Origin of the sequence: Streptomyces sp. NBC_00080, assembly GCF_045041255.1 — a bacterium.
Lineage (GTDB): Bacteria > Actinomycetota > Actinomycetes > Streptomycetales > Streptomycetaceae > Streptomyces > Streptomyces coriariae.
This window is the reverse complement of sequence record NZ_CP108235.1, coordinates 3,356,265-3,378,967: the sequence shown is the minus strand read 5'-3', so window position 1 is coordinate 3,378,967 and position 22,703 is coordinate 3,356,265. Positions and strand designations below refer to the sequence as shown.

Annotated in this window: 13 protein-coding genes; 9 read left to right on the top strand and 4 right to left on the bottom strand. The window is 72.4% G+C overall.

What is annotated here, in order from left to right; translation table 11 throughout:
* Positions 1-312 precede the first annotated feature (312 nt).
* The 3 genes from OHU34_RS14785 to moeZ all read left to right on the top strand — a co-directional run bounded on the left by OHU34_RS14785 (position 313) and on the right by moeZ (position 3,263).
* A complete protein-coding gene (locus OHU34_RS14785; protein WP_020130819.1) occupies positions 313-1,275 on the top strand; it encodes an NAD(P)-dependent oxidoreductase in 963 nt (320 codons plus the stop codon).
* Positions 1,263-2,021 carry a spherulation-specific family 4 protein gene (locus OHU34_RS14780; RefSeq protein WP_405766719.1) on the top strand — a complete coding sequence of 253 codons (759 nt, stop codon included), beginning with the start codon at positions 1,263-1,265 and terminating at the stop codon, positions 2,019-2,021. The genes OHU34_RS14785 and OHU34_RS14780 overlap by 13 nt, the downstream gene beginning before the upstream one ends.
* A 63-nt stretch (positions 2,022-2,084) precedes the next feature.
* On the top strand, positions 2,085-3,263 hold the full coding sequence (moeZ, locus tag OHU34_RS14775; protein WP_142266081.1) for an adenylyltransferase/sulfurtransferase MoeZ: 1,179 nt from the start codon (positions 2,085-2,087) through the stop codon (positions 3,261-3,263).
* An 86-nt stretch (positions 3,264-3,349) separates the two neighbouring features.
* On the opposite strand, the gene OHU34_RS14770 is transcribed toward moeZ, so the two are convergent.
* The 3 genes from OHU34_RS14770 to OHU34_RS14760 form a co-directional block, all read right to left on the bottom strand.
* On the bottom strand, positions 3,350-4,912 hold the full coding sequence (locus OHU34_RS14770) for an alpha/beta hydrolase (RefSeq protein WP_142266082.1): 1,563 nt from the start codon (positions 4,910-4,912) through the stop codon (positions 3,350-3,352).
* 138 nt (positions 4,913-5,050) lie between these two features.
* Positions 5,051-6,595, bottom strand: a complete 1,545-nt coding sequence (locus tag OHU34_RS14765) for an alpha/beta hydrolase (protein ID WP_405766716.1) — start codon at positions 6,593-6,595, stop codon at positions 5,051-5,053.
* Between the two features lie 71 nt (positions 6,596-6,666).
* Positions 6,667-9,354: a lysylphosphatidylglycerol synthase domain-containing protein gene (locus OHU34_RS14760; RefSeq protein WP_200839796.1), complete on the bottom strand. Its 2,688-nt coding sequence runs from the start codon at positions 9,352-9,354 to the stop codon at positions 6,667-6,669.
* Positions 9,355-9,542: 188 nt separating this feature from the next.
* Between OHU34_RS14760 and OHU34_RS14755 the strand changes: the two genes are divergently transcribed.
* The 5 genes from OHU34_RS14755 (at position 9,543) to nudC (ending at position 19,752) form a co-directional block, all read left to right on the top strand.
* Entirely contained in the window at positions 9,543-9,929 is a 387-nt protein-coding gene (locus tag OHU34_RS14755; RefSeq protein WP_142266084.1) for an MGMT family protein, read from the top strand.
* 293 nt (positions 9,930-10,222) lie between these two features.
* The gene (locus tag OHU34_RS14750; RefSeq protein ID WP_405766712.1) at positions 10,223-13,552 is read left to right on the top strand and encodes an ATP-dependent helicase; all 3,330 of its coding nucleotides are present in this window, start codon (positions 10,223-10,225) and stop codon (positions 13,550-13,552) included.
* A 104-nt stretch (positions 13,553-13,656) separates the two neighbouring features.
* On the top strand, positions 13,657-17,229 hold the full coding sequence (locus OHU34_RS14745; RefSeq protein WP_142266086.1) for an ATP-dependent DNA helicase: 3,573 nt from the start codon (positions 13,657-13,659) through the stop codon (positions 17,227-17,229).
* A gap of 10 nt (positions 17,230-17,239) precedes the next feature.
* Positions 17,240-18,652: a dipeptidase gene (locus OHU34_RS14740; RefSeq protein WP_142266087.1), complete on the top strand. Its 1,413-nt coding sequence runs from the start codon at positions 17,240-17,242 to the stop codon at positions 18,650-18,652.
* Between the two features lie 155 nt (positions 18,653-18,807).
* Positions 18,808-19,752: an NAD(+) diphosphatase gene (gene nudC, locus OHU34_RS14735; RefSeq protein ID WP_020130809.1), complete on the top strand. Its 945-nt coding sequence runs from the start codon at positions 18,808-18,810 to the stop codon at positions 19,750-19,752.
* Between the two features lie 77 nt (positions 19,753-19,829).
* Here nudC and OHU34_RS14730 read toward each other — a convergent pair whose 3' ends face one another.
* Entirely contained in the window at positions 19,830-20,072 is a 243-nt protein-coding gene (locus tag OHU34_RS14730) for a mycoredoxin (protein WP_020130808.1), read from the bottom strand.
* A gap of 230 nt (positions 20,073-20,302) precedes the next feature.
* On the opposite strand from OHU34_RS14730, the gene OHU34_RS14725 reads away from it, so the two are divergent.
* Positions 20,303-22,516 (top strand): ATP-dependent DNA helicase UvrD2, encoded by a 2,214-nt coding sequence (locus OHU34_RS14725; RefSeq protein WP_405766707.1) that lies wholly within the window; start codon positions 20,303-20,305, stop codon positions 22,514-22,516.
* Positions 22,517-22,703: the final 187 nt, after the last annotated feature.

Sequence of the window (22,703 nt, the reverse complement as noted above, 5' to 3'; positions counted from 1 at the left end):
GTGTCCGTACCCGCCCGCCCTTCCGACGCCTGCCGTCGGCGGCACGGCCACCGGGCACGGCGCATCCCCCGCCGCACTTCCCGCCGCACCCGGACCACGCGACGCACGTGTTCCTCCACCCAGCCGCACCCCACCCCAACACGCTTGAAGGAGAGACCAGATGACCACCTCCCGATCCGGAGCGACCGGAGATACCGGGGCACCCGCGGTCACGGGCGCCCCCGCGGTCGCAGGAGCAGCCGGAGGACACGCGGCGACCGGCGCCCCCGCGGCCCCGGCCACAGCCACCGCGCACACCCCGGGAGCCGCACGATGAGGGTCCTGCTGATCGGAGCCAACGGCTACCTCGGTCGTTTCGTCGCCGACCGTCTGCTCGCCGACCCGGCCGTCCAGCTCACCGCGCTCGGCCGCGGCGACGACGCCGACGTCCGCTTCGACCTCGCGTCCGGCAGCCCCGGCGCGCTCACCCGCTTCCTCGACGCGGTCCACCCCCAGGTCGTCGTCAACTGCGCCGGTACCACCCGGGGCGGCGCCCGCGAACTCACCCGGCACAACACCGTCGCCGTCGCCACCGTCTGCGAGGCCCTGCGCCGCAGCGGCTGCGGCGCCCGTCTGGTGCAGATCGGCTGCGGCGCCGAGTACGGCCCGAGCCAGCCCGGCTCCTCGACGGCCGAGGACGCAGTGCCGCGCCCCGGCGGCCCGTACGGCGTCAGCAAGCTCGCCGCCACCGAACTCGTCCTCGGCTCCGGTCTGGACGCCGTCGTGCTCCGGGTCTTCTCGCCCGCCGGTCCGGGCACGCCCGCCGGCTCCCCGCTGGGCCGACTCGCGGAGGCCATGCGCCGCGCCATGCAGTCCGGCGACGGCGAGCTCAAGCTCGGCGGCCTCGGCGTGCAACGCGACTTCATCGACGTCCGGGACGTCGCCCGCGCCGTGCACGCGGCCTCGCTCTCCGCCGCGCAGGGCGTCATCAACATCGGCTCGGGCCGCGCCGTCCGTCTGCGCGACGCCGCCGCGATCCTCGCGCGCGTGGCCGGATACGGCGGCGCACTGCACGAACTCGACGGGCCGCCCGGCGTCCACCTCAGACCCGCCATCGGCCACCCGCGCCCCGAGTCCGACCACGCGGGCCCCGTCGCGTACCCGTATCCGGACGGCTGCGGCACGTGGCAGCAGGCCGATGTGCGCACCGCCCGCGACCGGCTCGGCTGGCGGCCCCGCATCAACCTCGAGGAGTCCCTCGCCGACATCTGGATGGAGGCGGCATGTCGTATCTGACCGGAACCCCGGCGGGCACCGCGAGCGCCGGCACCACCGACGTCCGCACCGGCTTCGGCGTACCCGGCATCGCGCACCCCCTTCTCGCACCGACCGAGTGGCGCGAACTGGCCCGTTCCGGCAGACGCCTGCACTGGGTGCTCCTCGACGTCGCCGACGGCCCCGGCGTCCGCCCCGACCCGCGCTGCCTGGAAGCCGCGGGCCGGCTGCGCAACGCCGGCGTCCGGGTCCTCGGGCGCCTGGACACCCGCTACGGCGCCCGGCCCTTCGCCGAGGTGATCTCCGACGCACAGCGCCACCTCGACTGGTACCAGGTCGACGGTTTCCTCCTGGACCGGTGTCCGGCCGGGCGCGCCGAACTCCCCGGGCTGCGCCGCACGGTCGGGGCACTTCGTACCCTCGGCGACGCGCCCCACATCGTCCTCGGGCACGGCACCCACCCCTACCCCGGCTACGTCGAGCACGGCGACCAGGTGATCACCTTCTCGGGCCCCTGGAGCGACTACCGCTGGTCGCAGGTTGCCGAGTGGACCGCGGAGCACCCGCCCGAGCGCTTCTGCCACCTTGTGCACGGCGTGCCGCGCGGTCACCTCGACGAGGCGCTGCGCATCGCCCGCTGGCAGGGCGCCGCGACGATCTGGTTCACCGACGGTACCGACCGCGGCGGCCTCGTCGACCCCTGGGAGGCCATGCCCGGCTACTGGGACGAACTCGTCTCGCGGATCGGAACGGGTGTCTCGGAATGAAGAAGGCCATGGCAGTGTTACGGGGAGAACAACTGTAGTGATCGACCGACCAACGGAGTCCCCGTGTCGCTGCCACCCCTGGTCGAGCCAGCCTCTGAGCTCACCGTAGACGAGGTTCGCCGGTACTCCCGCCACCTGATCATTCCCGATGTCGGGATGGACGGGCAGAAGCGGCTGAAGAACGCCAAGGTGCTCTGTGTGGGCGCCGGCGGTCTGGGTTCGCCGGCGCTGATGTACCTGGCCGCGGCGGGCGTGGGCACGCTCGGCATCGTGGAGTTCGACGAGGTCGACGAGTCGAACCTCCAGCGGCAGATCATCCACAGCCAGGCCGACATCGGCCGCTCCAAGGCCGCGTCCGCCCGCGACTCCGTCCTCGGCATCAACCCGTACGTGAATGTGGTCCTGCACGAAGAGCGGCTCGAGGCCGACAACGTGATGGACATCTTCAGCCAGTACGACCTGATCGTCGACGGCACGGACAACTTCGCGACCCGCTACCTGGTCAATGACGCGTGCGTGCTGCTGAACAAGCCGTACGTGTGGGGCTCGATCTACCGCTTCGACGGCCAGGCGTCCGTCTTCTGGTCCGAGCACGGTCCCTGCTACCGCTGCCTCTACCCGGAGCCCCCGCCGCCGGGCATGGTCCCCTCCTGCGCCGAGGGTGGCGTACTGGGCGTGCTGTGCGCGTCGATCGGCTCCATCCAGGTCAACGAGGCGATCAAGCTCCTCGCGGGCATCGGCGAGCCGCTGGTCGGCCGCCTGATGATCTACGACGCCCTGGAGATGCAGTACCGCCAGGTCAAGGTCCGCAAGGACCCCGACTGCGCGGTCTGCGGCGAGAACCCGACCGTCACCGAGCTCATCGACTACGAGGCCTTCTGCGGCGTCGTCTCCGAGGAGGCCCAGGCGGCGGCGGCCGGCTCGACGATCACTCCCAAGCAGCTCAAGGAGTGGATCGACGACGGCGAGAACATCGAGATCATCGACGTCCGCGAGCTCAACGAGTACGAGATCGTCTCCATCCCGGGCGCCAAGCTGATCCCGAAGAACGAGTTCCTGATGGGCACCGCCCTGGAGGCCCTGCCGCAGGAAAAGAAGATTGTTCTGCACTGCAAGACGGGTGTCCGCAGTGCGGAGGTCCTCGCGGTGCTGAAGTCCGCGGGCTTCTCGGACGCCGTGCACGTCGGCGGCGGCGTGATCGGCTGGGTCAACCAGATCGAGCCGAGCAAGCCGATCTACTGACCCGGCTGCTCCCTTCGCGCACCGGGGTACCCGGTCCGGTCGGCGGGGGCTTCGCGTACCACGAGTGCGCGAAGCCCCCGCCGTCGTCATGAGCAGACCTTGCCGTCCTTCGGCACCGTCCCCTTCAACAGGTACGCGTCCACCGCCGCGTCGACGCAGTCGCTCCCGCTGCCGTAGGCGCCGTGTCCCTCGCCCTTCCAGGTCAGCAGCACACCGACGCCCTTGCCGAGCTCGTCCGCCATCTTCCGCGCGCCCTCGTACGGCGTCGCAGGGTCCCCGGTGTTGCCGACCAGCAGGATCGGAGCCGCGCCCGCCGCGCTCACCTCCGGGGTGTCGTACTGCCCGGCCACCGGCCAGTCGTGGCACCAGCCGGCCGTGTCCCAGCCCAGGAAGTCCCCGAACACGGGTGAGATCTTCTCGAACTCCGGCAGCAGCTTCTTCGTCTCCTCGGCGTTCGGCCGCTGCTTGTCGTCCAGGCACGATATGACCCGTTGCGAGTGGGTCGTCGTGCCGTAGTGCCCCGAGGTGTCCCGCTCGTTGTAGCCGTCGGCGAGCGTCAGCAGTTCGGTGCCGTCCCCGTCCTCCGCCGACTTCAGGGCGCTGGTCAGGCTCGGCCAGCCCTGCTTGCTGTACAGCGGCAGGACGATGCCGGTGACCGCGAGTGTCTGCGTCAGCTTGCGCCCGTCCGACGTGGGGAGCGGGTCGGTGTCGATCCGGTCCAGCAGATCCGCGATCTTCTTGCTGCCCTTCGCGGGGTCCTGGCCCGTGGACTTCAGGTAGTCGTCGAGTGCCCGCTGGAAGCCGCGTGCCTGGTTCTGCGCGTGGCCCACGGAGTCGGCGCTCGGGTCGACGACCGCGTCGAGGATCAGCCGCCCGACGTTCTTCGGGAACAGGTGGGCGTACACACCGCCCAGTTCGGTGCCGTAGGAGATGCCGAAGTAGTGCATCTTCGCGTCGCCGAGGACCTGGCGCATCAGGTCCATGTCGCGGGCGGTGTCGGTCGTCGACACATGCGCCAGCAGCTTGCCGGCGGCCTTCGCGCAGCCCTTGCCGAATGCGGTGGCGTCCTCGAAGTAGGCCTGTTCCTCGGCCGGGGTGTCCGGTGTGGAGTCGAGGGACTCGGCGGCCTGGATGCCCTTGTCGGTGCGGCAGCGGACGCCCTCGCTGGCGCCGACCCCGCGCGGGTCCCAGCTCACCAGGTCGTACTGGTCGCGGAGCGAGGAGTACGCGGAACCGTAGGAGGGGAGCGTCGACACTCCCGAGCCGCCGGGGCCGCCGAAGTTGAACAGCAGCGAGCCGGCCCGCTTGCTCCCCTCCGCCCGGGACTTGGTGCGCACCAGGGCGAGGCCGATCGTGTTGCCGTCCGGCTTCGACCAGTCCAGTGGCACCTTCAGCGTCGCGCACTGCCAGTCGCTGCCCGGCGCGGCGGAGTCCGCGGTGGCCTTGCAGCGTCCCCAGTCGAGCTTCTGCCCGGTCAGCGAGGCGGGCAGCGCGGCCGTCGTGGCGGTCGCCCCGGAGGAGGCGGTGGGCTGCGCGTCGGCCGTACCGCCCTTGTCGTCTCCGTCCCCGTCCGACGCACCGCCGCTACAGCCCGCCACCAGCAGCGCTGCGGCAGCCCCCAGCGCCGTCCACCGTACGAATCGCGCCATGTGCACTTCCCCCCTCGCAGGCCGTCCGCGCTCGGCGGCGAACGGCTGTCAGGCCATATTAGGCGGCGCACGGCCCACCCGTCGGGGCCTGTGGATAACCTTTTGACCTGCGGGTTTATCGGGGAATTCGGGGCGGTGTCAGGAGCAGACGGTCCCCGCGGCCGGCACCTTGCCGTTCAGCAGGTAGCCGTTCACCGCCGTCTGGACGCAGGCGTTCTTGCTGCCGTACGCACCGTGCCCCTGCCCCTTGTACGTCAGCTCCACCCCGACCCCGCGGCCCAGCGCGGCCACCATCTTCCGGGCCCCCTCGTACGGGGTCGCCGGGTCGCCGGTGTTGCCCACGACGAGGATCGGCGCCGACCCGGGCGCGCTCACATCGGGATGTTCGGCGGCGCCGGGGACGGGCCAGTCGGTGCAACTGACCATGCCCCAGGCCAGGAAGTCCCCGAACAGGCTGGAGGCGGCCCGGAACTCAGGCAGCCGCCGCTGCACATAGGCCGTGGAGTAGCGGGGCTTGTCGTCGGAGCAGTTGATGGAGATGTTGGCGGCCGCGATGTTGCTGTACTCGCCGTTCTCGTTGCGGCCGTTCATCAGGTCGGACAGCAGCATCAGGATCTTGCCGTCCCCGGCGTAGGCCTGCTCCAGGCCCTCGGTGAGGTACTCCCAGAAGTCCTTCGAGTACAGCGCCTGCGCGATGCCGTTGGTCGCGGCGCTCTGGGTCAGTTCGCGCGGGAAGATGCCCGGGATCGGCTTGCCGTCCAGGCTTTCGAGGAGCCTCGCGATCCGGTCCTTCACGTCCTGAGCGGTGTCCCCGACGGGGCAGTCCTGCGTCTTGGACGTGCAGTCCTCGGCGAAGTTGTCGAGGGCGAGCTGGAAGCCCTTCGCCTGCCCGAGCGAGCCCTGTTCGGACGTCTGCGTCGGGTCGACGACCGCGTCGAAGACGGCGCGTCCCACGTTCTTGGGAAACAGGTGGGCGTACACGCCGCCCAGTTCGGTGCCGTAGGAGATGCCGAAGTAGTACAGCCGGTCGTCGCCGAGGACCTGGCGCATCAGGTCCATGTCGCGGGCCGCGTCCGTGGTCCGCACGTTCGGCAGCATCTTCTTCGCGTTCCTCTCGCAGGCCGCGTTGAAGTCCTTGGTGTTGTCCAGCAGAGCGGTGCGCTCGACGGCGTCGTCGGGTGTGCCGTCCTGCTGGAAGTACGCGTCGAGTTGCTGGTCGTTCTCGCAGCGCACCCCGGCGCTGCGGCCGACCCCGCGCGGGTCGAAGCTGACCAGGTCGTAGCGGGTGCGCAGGGCCGCGTACTCCTCGCCGAATGCGGGCAGGGTGGAGACGCCCGAGCCGCCGGGTCCGCCGAAGTTGAAGACCAGGGAGCCGATCCTGTCGCTCTCGTCGCCGCTCGTCCGGGCCCGGATCAACGCGATGTCGATCGTGTCGCCCTCGGGGTCGTCCCAGTCGAGGGGCGCCTTCATGGTGGCGCACTGCCACTGGTCGCCGTCCGGCAGCGGGGAGGGGGCACTGCCGCCGCCCTCCGCCTGGGAGGGGGCCGAGCAGTCCTTCCAGCTCGGCTTCTGCGCCGTCAGGTCCTCGTCCTGCGCGTCGTCGCCGCAGCCCGCCACCATGGAGGACAGCAGCAGGGCGGCGGCGGTCACGGCGGCGGCGCGCAGGCGGGAGGGGTTCGGCATGATCCCATCCTGCGGTCGTGCCCGGGCACGCGCGCGGGGCGCGGGCCGTACGAGGTACGGGCGCGCGCCTCCTACAGGGCGCCCTTGCGGGTCAGGTGGTTGAAGGCCAGCCAGCCCGGTAGTACCGGCAGCCACAGCGTCAGCAGACGGAAGAGCAGCACCGCGGGAGCGGCGACCTCCTTGGGCAGGCCCACGGCGATCAGACCGACCGTCAGGGTCGCCTCGACGGCGCCGACTCCGCCCGGTGTCGGGGCCGCGGAGCCGAGCGCGTTGCCGGCCAGGAAGACGACGGCGACGCTGGCGATGCTGAGCGAGGTCGACTCGTCGCCGAACGCGCGGATCGACGCGTCCAGGCACATCACGAAGCAGGCGGTGAGGAGGAGCATGCCGCCGATGCCGGTGACCAGCTTCTGCGGACGCTGAAGCACGTCCAGCATGCGCGGCACGACACCGGCGAACAGGGACCGCACGCGCGTGACGACGAACTTGCGCAGGAACGGCACCGAGGTCACCACGAGCACGAGCACCGCCACCGTGAGCAGACCCGCGATGACGGTGCGGGAGGGCGACAGCGACGGCGTCTTCTCGGTACCGGTCAGATAGCCGAACGACAGCAGCATCAGGATGTGGCAGCCGAGCCCGAACAGCTGCGAGGCGCCGACGCTGGCCACCGCGAGACCGGGGCGCACCCCCGCGCGCTGGAGGAATCGGGTGTTGAGGGCGACCCCGCCGACCGCGGCCGGGGCCACGATCTTCACGAACGACCCGGCGACCTGCGCGGCCACGGTCCGCGGGAACGGCACCCGCTCCGGCACGAAGCCCAGCAGAGCCATCGCCGCGGCGACGTAGCTCACCGCGGAGAACAGCACGGCCGCGGCCACCCAGCCCCACTCGGCGTTGGCGATGAGCGGACCGAACTCGATGTGGGTGAGCTGTGTCAGCAGGAAGTAGGCGCCGATGGCACCGGCGATGAAGCTCATCAGGGTGCGTGGCCGCACCCGCTCCAGCCGGGCCGGCTCGACCGGGGCCTGGGGCCGGATCAGCAGCACCTCGTGCCGGATCTGCGTCAGCAGATCCTCCTCGCGGGCCTCCTCCAGCGCGTCGTCGATGGCCCGTTTCTCGGCCCGTGCCTCCGCGCGGACGGCCTTCTTGTCCGGCTTTTCGAGGACGACGGGCGCGGTGTCGTGCCCCGCCGCCTCCAGACGGGCCTGCTTGGCCTGCTGCGAGGCCTCCAGGACCGCCTCGCGTTCCCGCTGCGCACGCTCGCGTGCCAGTCGGCGCAGCGTCGCGCGCGTGGAGCGGGTCAGGGCGATGGGCTGGAGCATCGGCAGACAGTCCGCGACCGCGTCCGGTCCGAGCACGCCCACCGCGGAGGCCACCGCCCGTTCGGCGCCCACCAGCAGGCCGAGCGTCGTCACCAGCTGGGCGACGTCCATGCGCAGCAGCAGGTCGCCGGCCGCGATCTCGCCGCCGCGCAGATCGGTGAGGATCACCGCGCCGGAACGATCCACCAGAATCGCGTCACCCGCGAGCCGGCGGTGCGCGATGCGCCGCGACTGGAGTGCCTGCACCTGGTGCCAGGTGTTGCGCAGCAGGTCGTCGGTGATCTCGTCGTCCGCCAGCGAGTCGAGGGCGCGGCCGCCGGTGTGCTCGTAGACGAGCATGACCGCGTCGGGACCGAGCTCGGAGGTCGCGATCAGCTTCGGCGCGTTGGCGCCCGCCGCGATGGCCGCGTACGCGAGCAGCGCCTCCTGCTCGAGCGCCTGGCGCAGCGACTGGAGGCTGCTGCGGGTGGCGAAGCCGCGCAGGGTCAGATTGCGCCACGCCCGGTAGAAGAACCCCTGGGCCTGCTGTTCCCGGTCGACGACCGTGACGTCGAGCGGTGGACCGTCCTCCAGGGTGACGAAGTACCGTCTGCCCCGGTCGCTCTCCGCCGCCTCCGGCCCCTCCTCGCGGGCGGCGCTCACCGGGCGGAAGCCGACGTGCCGCAGGCCCGCCATCAGCGTCCGTCCCGTGGGACGCACGTTCGGGGAGCCGACCGCGTACAGCGTCCCGTACGCCACCGTCCAGCCGATCAGCACTGTGAGGATGATCGAGAACGGTGTCGTGTAGCCGGTGACGAGCATCGAGAAGGCGTCGAGGAGCAGCACGATCCACAGCACCGAGCGCCAGCGCGGCCGACGGGACATGCCGACGGCCGTCATATAGGCGATGACGGGCGCGAGGTAGCCGTGCACGGGGTCGGTGAGGGCGTGGATGTCACCGGGGGAGGGCTGGGTGAGCGCCTCCTGGATCGAGCCCGGGGCGGCCTTGGCGACCCACAGGTCGGTGGCGAGGGTCACACCGTGCGCGAGGACCGCGGCGAGGACGCCGTCGGCGATGCGCAGCCCGTCGCGTTTGATCAGCCGCTCGATCGCGAACGCGACCGGCACCAGCAGGATCGCGATGCTGGACGCCAGTCCCGCGATCTTGATGAGGAGATCGGGGGCCTGTCCGGTGCCCTTGTTGATGTCCTGTTCGAGACCCGACGTCGTCCCGTGTGCGAAGGCGGCGATGCCCAGGAGCAGGGCCACGGCGAGCACGCCCACCAGCAGCCGCATCAGGTCGGACGGACGGTGCACGCGCGCGGGGAGCAGCGGTTCGTCGCCCTCGACCTCGTCGATGTGCACCTCTTCCCGTGCCTCGTCGGTGGTGTCCGGGCGCGGGGCAGCGTCAGAGGTGCTTTCCGCGCCCTCAGGATGCACGCCCTGCTGCTTCATCGTCTCTTCTTGATCTCGTATCACCGGTGTCACCGCCCGCACGATGGTGGCATGCCCCACCGACACACGGGGGCATCAGGGTGCAAACGCGGGGGCGCACAGTCTGCCTGAAGCGCCGCCCGGGGGCGAGGGTCACACAGGGTCGCGGGCCCGTCGCATTGTCGGTGCCGTGGGGCAGGATGGGGCGGATGAGCGAGCAGAGCCTTCCGGACGACGCCCGCTCGGAGTACACGGACGCGCTGCCGGAGTACGCCGAGCGGGTCCTCGAGGTCGCTGAGCTGATCCCGCCCGGGCGGGTCATGACGTACGGGGACGTCGCGGAATGGCTGGAGGAGGGCGGGCCGAGACAGGTGGGCCGGGTGATGGCCCTCTACGGCGGCGCCGTCCCGTGGTGGCGAGTGGTCCGCGCGGACGGGATGCTGCTCCCGGGCCACGAGCTGCGGGCGCTGGCCCGCTACCGGGCCGAGGGCACTCCTCTGAAGCAGGCGAGCAGAGCCGCACAGGGGCACCTGCCGCGCCTCGACATGAAGCGGGCGCGGTGGGACGGCGGCGAGCGCGCGGAAGGTCACACCTGACAGCTTCCGCCATCGGGCGGCGCCGAGTGGACCTTGTGGCCCGTACGGGGGAAACGGCGCAAAGGGGGCACGTCCGCGGCATGGCGTACGTTCGAGGGGCGAAGGACGTGCGTGGTATCCGGGCCGGGAGGAGCGTGAGGGCCGCGAGGGCCTCGAGAGAAGAATCGGAAGCCGTCCGTCCGGCCCGCTCGTCGGCGTAGCGTCGGCAGCACGCGTCCCTCTCATCCCGTGATCACCGCTCGCCCCGATCGGTGCTCCGTCAACCAGTACACCCACCAGGACCGGCGAACCACGTGAGCTCCTCTTCCTCCACCAGGCGCCTGTCGCACCCCCAGGGGCGACAGGGGGACCGTGGCGCTTACCGGCTGGTGCGTACCCCGCCGGCCAGGGTGGGCCCCCCTCGTCTGGACGCCGCGCAGCGCTCCGTGGTTGACCACGGCGCCGGCCCGCTGCTCGTCCTCGCAGGTCCGGGCACTGGGAAGACCACCACCCTCGTCGAGTCCGTGGCGGCCCGGGTCGCCCGCGGGGGAGACCCCGAGCGCATCCTGGTGCTCACGTTCAGCCGCAAGGCCGCCGTGGAGCTGCGGGACCGGATGGCGCATCGCATGGGCGCCGCCCGCGCGCCGCAGGCGACCACCTTCCACTCGTACTGCTACGCCCTGATCCGCGCTCACCAGGACGCCGACCTGTTCGTGGAACCCCTGCGGCTGCTGTCGGGACCCGAGCAGGACGTGGCCGTCCGCGAGCTGCTCGAGGGCCAGCTCGACCTGCAACGGCTCGGTCTCGCACATGTGCGCTGGCCGGACGAGCTGCGTGCCTGCCTCACCACGCGCGGCTTCGCCGACGAGGTCCGCGCGGTGCTCGCCCGCAGCCGCGAACTGGGCCTCGACCCCGCGGCCCTGGACGCCTTCGCGCACCGCATCGGCCGCCCCGACTGGCGCGCCGCCGCCGCCTTCCTCGCCGAGTACCTCGACGTGCTCGATCTGCACGGCGTGATCGACTACGCGGAACTCGTCCACCGCGCGGTCCTCCTCGCCCACCGCCCCGAGGTGGCCGAGCGGCTCGCCGCGCGGTACGACGCCGTGTTCGTCGACGAGTACCAGGACACCGACCCGGCCCAGGTCCGGCTGCTGCACGCCCTCGCCGGCGGCGGCCGCAGCCTGGTCGCCTTCGGCGACCCCGACCAGTCGATCTACACCTTCCGGGGCGCCGACGTGAACGGCATCCTGGACTTCCCCGACGCCTTCCCCCGCCCCGACGGCCGTCCGGCCCCCGTCGAGGTCCTGCGCACCTCCCGCCGCTCCGGTGCCGGTCTCCTGGCCGCCACCCGGCTGCTCACCCAGCGGATGCCCCTGACCCGCCTTCCGGCCGAGAAGGTGCGTGCCCACCGCGAGCTGACCGCCACCCACGACGGCGGCCACGTCGAGGTGTACACGTATCCGACCCCCGGCACCGAGCTGGACAACGTCGCCGACATCCTGCGCCGCGCACATCTGGAGGACGGCGTGCCCTGGCGCGAGATGGCCGTCCTGGTACGCGCCGGCTCCCGCACCATCCCGACGGTCCGCCGCGCCCTCACCGCCGCCGGCGTCCCCCTCGACATCGACGGCGACGATCTCCCCCTGCGCCACGAACCCGCCGTGGCACCCCTGCTGACGGCCCTGCGGGCGGTGGCGACGGCGGAGGCCTCCGCGCCGGCACCGGCGGGGGACGAGGCCCCCGCGGCCGGCGCGGACGCCTGCTGGCTGGACACCGAGACCGCCCTCACCCTCCTCGCCTCCCCGCTCGCCGGCATGGACGCCGCCGATCTGCGCCGCCTCGGCCGGGCCCTGCGCGAGGAGGAACGCGCCGCGGGCAACGCGCTGCCGCCGCCCTCCGACGAACTGCTCGCGCGAGCCCTGGCCGAGCCGGAGCGGCTGGTCGCCCACGACCCCACGTACGCGCGCGGCGCCCAGCGCCTCGGCGCGCTGCTGGCGGCGGCCCGGCAGGGCCTCGCGCGCGGCGGTACGGCCGAGGAGGCCCTGTGGGCCCTGTGGGACGGCACGCCCTGGCCCACGCGTCTGCAGCGGGCCGCCCGGCGCGGCGGCGCGGCCGGGCGCAACGCCGACCGGGACCTGGACGCCGTGTGCGCGCTGTTCGCCTCCGCAGCGCGCGCGGAGGAGCGCACCGGCGGCCGGGGCGCCCTGAACTTCCTGGCCGAGATCGAGGCCGAGGACATCGCCGCCGACACCCTCACCCGGCGTGCCGTGCGCCCCGACGCCGTACGTCTGATGACCGCCCACCGGACCAAGGGCCTGGAGTGGAGCCTCGTCGTCGTCGCCGGCGTCCAGGAAGGGCTGTGGCCGGACCTGCGCCGCCGGGGCTCCCTCCTGGAGGCGGACCGCATCGGGCGCGACGGACTCGCCGAGCCGCTCACCCCGGGAGCGCTGCTCGCCGAGGAGCGCCGCCTGTTCTACGTCGCCGCCACACGCGCGCGGGAACGGCTCGTCGTCACCGCTGTGAAGGCGCCCGCCGACGACGGCGACCAGCCCTCCCGCTTCCTGACCGAACTCGGCGTCGAGCCCAAGGACGTCACCGGCCGCCCGCGCCGCCCCCTGGCGGTCGCCGCGCTGGTCGCCGAACTGCGCGCCACGACGGTCGACCCACGGGCCTCCGCCCCCCTCCGGGAGGCCGCCGCCCGCCGGCTGGCCCGGCTGGCCGCGCTCGCCGACGAGGACGGCAGGCCCCTGGTGCCGTCCGCCCACCCGTACCGCTGGTGGGGCATGTTCGAGCCGACCGAGAGCAAGGTGCCGCTGCGCGACCGCGACCAGCCCGTCGTGCTCTCCGGCAGCGCCCTCGACCAGCTCGCCAACACGTGTGCCCTCCAGTGGTTCCTCGGCCGCGAGGTGAAGGCGGACGCCCCCGCCACCGTCGCCCAGGGATTCGGCAACGTGGTGCACGTACTCGCCGACGAGGTCGCCTCCGGGCACACCCCGGCCGACCTCGACGTCCTCATGGAGCGCCTCGACTCCGTGTGGAACGCCCTCGCCTTCGACGCCCCGTGGAAGTCCGCACAGGAGAAGGCACACGCGCGTGTGGCGCTCGAACGCTTCCTGAAGTGGCATGTGATGGACCGCACCGGCCGCACACCGGTCGCCAGCGAGCACGACTTCGACGTCACCCTCGAAGCGGGCGAGTACGAGGTACGCATCCGCGGCCAGATGGACCGCGTCGAGGCCGACGCCGAAGGCCGTGCCTACGTCGTCGACTTCAAGACCGGCAAACACGCGCCGACCGCCCGCGAGGTGGAGCGCCACCCCCAGCTCGCCGTGTACCAGCTCGCCGTCCGCGAGGGCGCCGTCGACGAGGCCTTCGACGGCGTACGGCCCGCTCCGGGCGGTGCCGAACTCGTCCAGCTGCGGCAGAGCGCCGCCAAGCGGGACGGCGGCGAGAGCCTGCCCAAGGTGCAGGCGCAGGAAGCCATCGAGGGCTCGGCGGGGGAGTGGGTCGGTGACCTGCTGGCCACGGCGGCCGGCAAGGTCCTCGACGAGCGTTTCACACCGACCGCAGGCCAGCAGTGCACCCACTGCGCGTTCCGCGCCTCGTGCAGCGCGCGGCCCGAGGGACGGCACGTGGTCGAGTGACAGACTCGTGTGACGGACCGCACCACTGGTGTTGACCTGCGCTTCTCTCCTTCTGCGCGGGTGATTTGTCATCGACTGTCAGTGCCCGCCGCTAGCCTCTCCCCATGCCCGCCCGTATCAGCGATCCCGAGCAGCTCAAGGAGCTCCTCGGGATCCCCTTCACCCCGGAGCAGACGGCCTGCATCACCGCGCCGCCCGCCCCGCAGGTGATCGTGGCCGGAGCCGGGTCGGGCAAGACGACGGTGATGGCCGCGCGCGTGGTGTGGCTGGTCGGCACCGGCCAGGTCGCCCCCGAGCAGGTCCTCGGCCTGACCTTCACCAACAAGGCAGCCGGAGAACTCGCCGAGCGCGTCCGCAAGGCACTGGTCAAGGCGGGCGTCACCGACCCCGACCTCATCGACCCGGACAACCCGCCGGGCGAGCCGGTGATCTCCACCTACCACTCCTTCGCGGGCCGCCTGCTGACCGACCACGGCCTGCGCATCGGCCTGGAGCCGACGTCCCGCCTGCTCGCCGACGCCACCCGCTACCAGCTCGCCGCGCGCGTGCTGCGCGAGGCCCCCGGCCCCTACCCGTCGCTCACCCGCTCCTTCGCCGACCTGATCAGCGACCTCCTCGCGCTCGACGCCGAACTCGCCGAACACCTCGTCCGGCCCGAGGACCTGCGCGCGTGGGACGCCGCACTGCTGAACGGCCTGGAGGGCGCCAGACTCACCAACGCCGACCTGCGCAAGGTGCCCGAGACGGCCGCCGCCCGCCGCGAACTTGCCGAGCTGGTGCTGCGCTACCGGACCGCCAAGCGGGAGCGCGACCTGCTCGACTTCGGTGACCAGATCGCCCTGGCGGCCCGGCTCGCCCAGGTGCCCGAGGTGGGCCCGATCCTGCGCGAGGAGTTCCGTGTGGTCCTCCTCGACGAGTACCAGGACACCTCGGTGGCCCAGCGCATCCTGCTGGCCGGTCTGTTCGGCGGCGGCACCGGACACCCCGTGACCGCCGTCGGCGACCCCTGCCAGGCCATCTACGGCTGGCGTGGCGCGTCCGTGGCGAACCTCGACGACTTCCCCGAGCACTTCGCGCACACCGACGGAAGCAGGGCGCGACGTCAGTCCCTCAGCGAGAACCGCCGCAGCGGCGGCCGCCTCCTGGACCTCGCCAACGGCCTCGCCGAGCCGCTGCGCGCCATGCACGCGGGCGTGGAGGCCCTGCGCCCGGCCCCGGGTGCCGAACGCGACGGAGTGGTGCGCTGCGCCCTTCTGGACACGCACGCCGAGGAGATGGACTGGATCGCCGACTCCATCGCCCACCTCGTGCGCACCGGCAAGGCACCCGGTGAGATCGCCGTCCTGTGCCGTACGGCCACCGACTTCGCGGAGATCCAGGGCGCGCTGGTCGCCCGGGACATCCCCGTCGAGGTGGTGGGTCTCTCCGGTCTCCTGCACCTGCCCGAGGTCGCCGACCTGGTCGCCGTCTGCGAGGTGCTGCAGGACCCCGGCGCCAACGCCTCCCTGGTCCGCCTGCTCACCGGCCCGCGCTGGCGCATCGGCCCCCGCGACCTCGCGCTCCTGGGCCGACGGGCACGGCTGCTCGTCACCCACGCGCGCGGGGGCGGCGACGACGACCCGGACCGCCGGCTCGCCGAGGCCGTCGAGGGAGTGGACCCGTCCGAGGTGATATCGCTCGCGGACGCCCTCGACACCTTCCTGGAGACGCCCCTGTACGGCGACGGCGGTGCCGGGTACGACGACGGGCTGCCCTTCTCGCCGGACGCGCGCGTGCGGTTCGCGCGACTCGCCACCGAGCTGCGTGACCTGCGCCGGTCCCTGGCCGACCCGCTGATGGACGTGCTGCACCGCGTCCTCGCCGTCACCGGCCTCGAGGTCGAACTGTCGGCGTCCCCGCAGGCCCTCGCCGCCCGGCGCCGCGAGACCCTGTCCAACTTCCTCGACGTCGCCGCCTCCTTCGCCGCGAGCGAGAGCCAGGCGAGCCTGCTGGCCTTCCTCGGCTTTCTGCGCACCGCCGCCCAGTACGAGAAGGGCCTCGACAACGCCCTCCCCGGCGGCGAGAACACCGTCAAGGTGCTCACCGCGCACAAGTCCAAGGGCCTGGAGTGGGACGTCGTCGCCGTCCCCGGCCTGGTCGCCGGGACCTTCCCCAGCGGCCAGGGCCGCGAGAAGTGGACCGCCCAGGCCAAGGTGCTGCCGCACGAACTGCGCGGCGACGCCGACACCCTCCCCGACCTCGACTCCTGGGACGCGCGGGGCATGAAGGCCTTCCACGAGGCCATGAAGGATCACCAGCACACCGAGGAACTCCGCCTCGGGTACGTCACCTTCACCCGCCCCCGCTCCCTGCTCCTCGGGTCCGGCCACTGGTGGGGCCCCACCCAGAAGAAGCCCCGCGGCCCGTCCGAGTTCCTCCAGGAGCTGTACCGACACTGCGCGGCCGGGCACGGCGAGATCGAGGCCTGGGCGGACGAACCCGAGGAGGACTCGGAGAACCCCGTCCTGCACCGGCCGACGGCCGACCAGGTCTGGCCGCTCCCCCTGGACGACGACTCCCTGGCCCGCCGCCGCGCCGCCGCCGAGACCGTCCTCGCCCACCTGGAGGACCTCGCCTCGCACGAGGACGGCAACCCCGGTGCCACCCACGACCCGGACACGTACGACGACCCGGACTGGCCCCCGCCACCGGACGAGGACGAGCTCTCCTACGAGCCCGAGTACGGCGAGCCCGAGTACGGCGAGCCCGAATACGGCGGGCCCGGGTACGACGACCCCGAGTACGGGGAGCCGCCGTACGACGAGTCCGACCCGTTCGGGGACGCGCCCTTCGAGAACACCCCCCTCGCCGTGCCGCACCAGGCGACGGCCCCCCAGCTTCCCGTGACCCGCCCGCGCAGGCCCTCCCTCACTCCTGAGGAAGCCCGCGCCGTCGCCTCCTGGGACCGTGACCTCGACGCGCTCGCCGGCGAGCTGCTCCGCGCCCGCCGCAGCGTCACGGACGTGACTCTTCCCACGACGCTGACCGCCTCGCAGGTCCTGCGGCTGGCCGCCGACCCGGACGGTCTCGCGCAGGAACTCGCGCGCCCCATGCCCCGCCCCCCGCAACCGGCCGCCCGCCGGGGTACCAGGTTCCACGCATGGGTGGAGGCCCGCTTCGAGGAGCTGACGCTTCCCCTGCTGGAACCGCACGAGCTGCCCGGCGACGACGCCGAGATCGCCGACGAGCGCGACCTGGAAGCCCTCAAGGAAGCCTTCGAGAGCACCGAGTACGCCCACCGGACGCCGTACCGCGTCGAGGCCCCCTTCCAGCTCGCCCTCGCCGGCCGCGTCGTACGGGGCCGTATCGACGCGGTCTACAAGGAGGGCGACGGCGACACGGCCACCTACGACATCGTCGACTGGAAGACCCACCGGGCCCGCACCGCCGACCCCCTCCAGCTCGCTCTCTACCGGCTCGCCTGGGCCGAGCAGCAGGGTGTGCCCGTGGAATCCGTCACAGCGGCGTTCCTCTATGTACGCAGCGGCGACGTCGTACGACCGGAGAGCCTGCCCGATCGTGCCGCCCTGGAGCGCCTGTTGACCGGGGACGACGGTGCCGGGGACGGGCACGGCGGACCGGCCGCGCAAGTAAACCCTGCGCAAGGGTCCGGCGAGGATGTCGGTGCGGGCCGATAGGCTCGTGACCATGAGCCATACCGTTGACAGTGCCGTCAGCGCCGTCCGCACGTACATCGAGCAGCACCGCGCCGCCTTCCTCGACGACCTCGCCGAATGGCTGCGCATCCCGTCGGTGTCGGCACAGCCCGACCACGCCCCCGACGTACGGCGCAGCGCGGACTGGCTCGCGGCCAAGCTCAAGGAGACCGGCTTCCCGACCGTCGAGGTCTGGCGGACGCCGGGCGCTCCGGCCGTCTACGCGGAGTGGCCGTCCGGCGATCCGCAGGCTCCCACCGTCCTGGTCTACGGCCATCACGACGTACAGCCCGCCGCCCGCGAGGACGGCTGGGACACCGACCCCTTCGAGCCCGTCGTCCGCGGAAACCGTCTGTACGCGCGGGGAGCGGCCGACGACAAGGGCCAGGTCTTCTTCCACACCCTCGGTGTCCGCGCCCATCTCGCCGCCACCGGCCGCCAGGCCCCGGCCGTCGGCCTCAAGCTGCTGATCGAGGGCGAGGAGGAGTCCAGCTCCCCGAACTTCCGCGCCCTGGTCGAGGAGCAGGCGGACCGCCTCGCCGCGGATGCCGTGATCGTCTCCGACACCGGGATGTGGTCCGAGGACACCCCCACGGTGTGCACCGGCATGCGCGGCCTCGCCGAATGCGAGATCCGGCTGTCCGGCCCCGACCAGGACATCCACTCGGGCTCCTTCGGCGGTGCCGTCCCCAACCCCGCCACCGTGGCCGCCCGCCTGGTCGCGGCCCTGCACGACGAGCACGCGCGCGTGGCCGTTCCCGGCTTCTACGACGGCATCGTCGAGCTCACCGACCGCGAGCGCGAGCTCTTCGCCGAGCTGCCGTTCGACGAGGACCGGTGGCTGCGCACCGCCAGGTCGCGCGCCACCCACGGCGAGGCGGGACACACCACCCTGGAGCGCGTCTGGGCCCGCCCCACCGCCGAGGTCAACGGCATCGGCGGCGGCTACCAGGGCCCGGGCAGCAAGACGATCATCCCGTCCTCGGCCTTCGTGAAGCTGTCGTTCCGGCTGGTCGCCGGCCAGGACCCCGCGCACGTGGAGAAGGCCGTCCGCGCCTGGGCCGCCGAGCAGCTGCCCGCCGGGATCCGGCACGACATCACGTTCAGCCCGGCCACGCGCCCGTGTCTGACCCCGCTGGACCACCCGGCGCTCCGATCCGTGGTCCGGGCCATGGGCCGCGCCTTCGAAGGGCCCGTCCGTTTCACCCGGGAGGGCGGCTCGGGACCGGCCGCCGACCTTCAGGAGGTGCTCGGCGCCCCCGTGCTCTTCCTGGGCATCTCCGTTCCCTCGGACGGCTGGCACGCGCCGAACGAGAAGGTCGAGCTGGACCTCCTCCTCAAGGGCGTCGAGACCACCGCGTACCTCTGGGGCGACCTGGCCGAGAACTGGCGCCGTGCGCCCTGACGCCCCCGCACGGTCCGGAGGGGACGCGCGCGCGGGGCACACTGGAAAGACCGCCCCGCACCGCGACACCGCACCGAAACCGGTCGTCCTCTGCCGTACGTCCCGCTGAACCGCCCGCCGAAACAACCGTTCCACCGGGGGAGTTGGAAGTACCCGTGACCACCTGGACCGACCAGAACGCCGATCGCCCGATCTCGCTCACCGCGCCGAGCGGTGTCGACCGGGCCGCCCACCACCGGCTCGACGAGGCCTGGCTCGCCGCGGCGTGGAGCCACCCCACGACACGTTGTTTCGTCGTCTCCGGCGGCCAGGTCCTCATCGACGAGACGTCCGAAGGGCACACCGAGCTCGTCATGACCCCGTCGTTCGAGGCGCCCCTCACCGAGGCGCACCGCTACTTCCTGGGGACCGACGAGGACGGCGTCAGCTACTTCGCCCTCCAGAAGGACGCGCTCCCCGGCCGCATCGACCAGTCCGCGCGCCCGGCCGGTCTGCGCGAGGCCGGCCTGCTGCTGTCGCCGCGCGAGACGGGACTGATGGTCCACGCGGTGGCCCTGGAGAACTGGCAGCGCCTGCACCGCTTCTGCTCCCGCTGCGGCGAGCGCACGGTGATCGCCGCGGCCGGCCACATCCGCCGCTGCCCCGCCTGCGGTGCCGAGCACTACCCGCGGACCGACCCCGCGGTGATCATGGCCGTCACGGACGAGGAGGACCGCATCCTCCTCGGTCGCCAGGTCCACTGGCCCGAGGGCCGCTTCTCGACCCTCGCCGGCTTCGTCGAGCCCGGCGAGTCCATCGAGCAGTCCGTACGCCGCGAGGTCTTCGAGGAGGCCGGCATCACCGTCGGCCAGGTCGACTACATCGCCAGCCAGCCCTGGCCCTTCCCGTCCAGCCTCATGCTGGGCTTCATGGCCCGCGCCACCTCCACCGACATCAACGTCGACGGCGACGAGATCCACGAGGCCCGCTGGTTCTCCCGCGACGAACTCGGCGCCGCCTTCGAGTCCGGCGAGGTGCTGCCCCCCTACGGCATCTCGATCGCGGCCCGGCTGATCGAGCTCTGGTACGGCAAGCCGCTGCCGACCCGCAGCTTCATCTGACCCACCACGCGGGAAGGGCGGTCCCCCGACACCTCGGGGGACCGCCCTTCCCGCGTGCGGTTGAGCGCCGAACGCGGTTACGCGCCGATCTTCTGCTTCACCTGCGCCAGCGACGGGTTCGTCAGCGTGGAACCGTCGGGGAACAGCACGGTCGGAACCGTCTGGTTTCCGCCATTGGCCTTCTCCACGAACGCCGCGGACTGCGGGTCCTGCTCGATGTTGATCTCGGTGTATCCGATGCCCTCGCGGTCGAGCTGCTTCTTCAGCCGCTGGCAGTAGCCGCACCACGTGGTGCTGTACATCGTCACAGTGCCCAGCATGTCTTTTGTGCTCCTTCGGCGGGTCGGGGCAGGTGGTCGCAGTGGGAGAACGTACTTGAAAGGGCCACCATTCCCGTCGGCCCCCATTCCCGCCGGGCACCGGTCCCGGGGACGCGTTCTCGGCGAGGCACGGACCTCCGAGGGTGACACTCGCCGCATTAGTACGACTGCGAGGGCCCACCTGTGGACAACCGGCTCGCCCGTCTCCGCCGACCTGGCAGCATGGCCATGTGACAGCAGCAACGCACTCCCCCCTCTTCCCGCAGGTACCGGACTCGGCCGACGCGGTGCTCGAAGGGCTCGACCCCGAGCAGCGCGAGGTGGCCACCGCCCTGCACGGTCCGGTGTGCGTGCTGGCAGGAGCGGGCACGGGCAAGACCCGGGCGATCACCCACCGCATCGCCTACGGGGTGCGCGCCGGCATCCTGAACCCCTCCAGCGTGCTGGCCGTCACCTTCACCAACCGTGCCGCCGGAGAGATGCGGGGCCGGCTGCGCCTGCTCGGCGCCCAGGGCGTCCAGGCCCGCACCTTCCACTCCGCGGCCCTGCGTCAGCTTCAGTACTTCTGGCCGAAAGCGATCGGTGGCTCCCTGCCCCGGCTCGTCGACCGCAAGATCCAGCTCGTCGCCGACGCGGCTGCCGCCTGCCGCATCCGTCTCGACCGGGGCGAGCTGCGGGACACCACCGCGGAGATCGAGTGGTCCAAGGTCACCCAGACCGTGCCCGCCGACTACGCCCTGGCCGCCGCCAAGGCGGGCCGCGAGATCCCCCGCGACCCCGCCGAGATCGCCCAGCTCTACGCGGCCTACGAGGACCTCAAGCGGCAGCGCGGTGTGATCGACTTCGAGGACGTCCTGCTGCTGACCGTCGCCGTCCTCCAGGACCGGCACGACATCGCCGAGCAGGTCCGCGCCCAGTACCAGCACTTCGTGGTCGACGAGTACCAGGACGTCAGCCCGCTCCAGCAGCGCCTGCTGGAGCTGTGGCTCGGCGAGCGGGACGACCTGTGCGTGGTCGGGGACGCCAGCCAGACGATCTACTCCTTCACCGGAGCCACCCCCGACCACCTCCTCGACTTCCGCACCCGCCACCCCGGCGCCACCGTCGTCAAGCTGGTCCGCGACTACCGCTCCACCCCCCAGGTCGTCCACCTCGCCAACGGTCTGCTCTCCCAGGCCCGGGGCCGCGCCGCGGACCACCGCCTGGAGCTCGTCTCCCAGCGTGGCCCGGGACCCGAGCCCGGCTACGGCGAGTACCCCGACGAGCCCGCCGAGGCCGAAGGCGCGGCCCGCCGGATCCGCGAGCTTCTCGACGCCGGAGTGCCGGCCGCGGAGATCGCCGTCCTGTTCCGCTCCAACGCGCAGTCGGAGACCTACGAGCAGGCCCTCGCCGACCGCGGCGTCCCGTACCAGCTGCGCGGCGCGGAGCGCTTCTTCGACCGCCCCGAGGTCCGCAAGGCGGGCGTCGCCCTGCGCGGCGCGGCTCGCTTCGGCGGCAACGACACCCTCCTCGAGGACGCCGTCGACCTGCCCTCCCAGGTACGTGCCGTCCTGTCGGGGGAGGGCTGGACCCCGCAGCCACCGGCCGGCTCCGGGGCCGTCAGAGAACGCTGGGAGTCGCTGGCCGCGCTGGTCGGCCTCGCGCAGGACTTCGCCGCCGCGCAGTCCGGCGCCACCCTCGCCGACCTGGTCGCCGAGCTGGACGAACGGGCGAACGCCCAGCACGCCCCGACCGTCCAGGGCGTCACCCTGGCCTCCCTGCACTCGGCCAAGGGCCTGGAGTGGGATGTCGTCTTCCTGGTCGGTGTCGCCGAAGGCATGATGCCGATCACCTACGCCAAGACCGACGAGCAGATCGAGGAGGAGCGCCGCCTCCTCTACGTGGGAGTCACCCGGGCCCGGGAGCGCCTGTATGTCTCCTGGGCGCTCTCCCGCTCACCCGGTGGCCGTCCGAGCCGCCGCCCCAGCAGGTTCCTCGACGGTCTGCGTCCCGGTTCGGGCGCCGCCGCCGGCCGCGGTGGCAGCGGGGGCATCGCGGGCACCGGAGGTATCGAGCGCGGCTTCACCGGCGCCGCGGCGGGCGCCCCGGTCGAGCGGCGCCGGACCCAGCGGACCCCGGCCCGCTGCCGGGTCTGCGGGCGCACCCTGACCGACGCCGGCGAGATGAAGCTGATGCGCTGCGAGGAGTGCCCCTCCGACATGGACGAGGGGCTGTACGAACGGCTGCGCGACTGGCGGGCGGTCCAGGCACAGCTGGCGGGACAGCCCGCGTTCTGCGTCTTCACCGACAAGACTCTGATGGCGATCGCGGAGACCGTCCCCGAGGAGGAGGGCGAGCTCGCGCGGATCCCGGGGGTCGGCGTCCGCAAGCTCAACCGCTACGGAGCCGATGTCCTGGCCATCTGCGCAGGCCAAGAGGTCGAAGGGGACGGCGAGGGGGACTGAGGGCGGACGGCCGGGCAACTGATCCGAACTCGTCGGAAAAATAGTTTGCGCATGCCCCGGCAATCCCCATAGGTTCTTAGACACGGGAACGGCGGCCTTCTCGAAGGCCCTGATTCCGTGCTGTACTTGCATACCCGTCGGACCGGATTCACCCCCGGTCCCCCGAGACGCCGAGAGGAGGCGATTC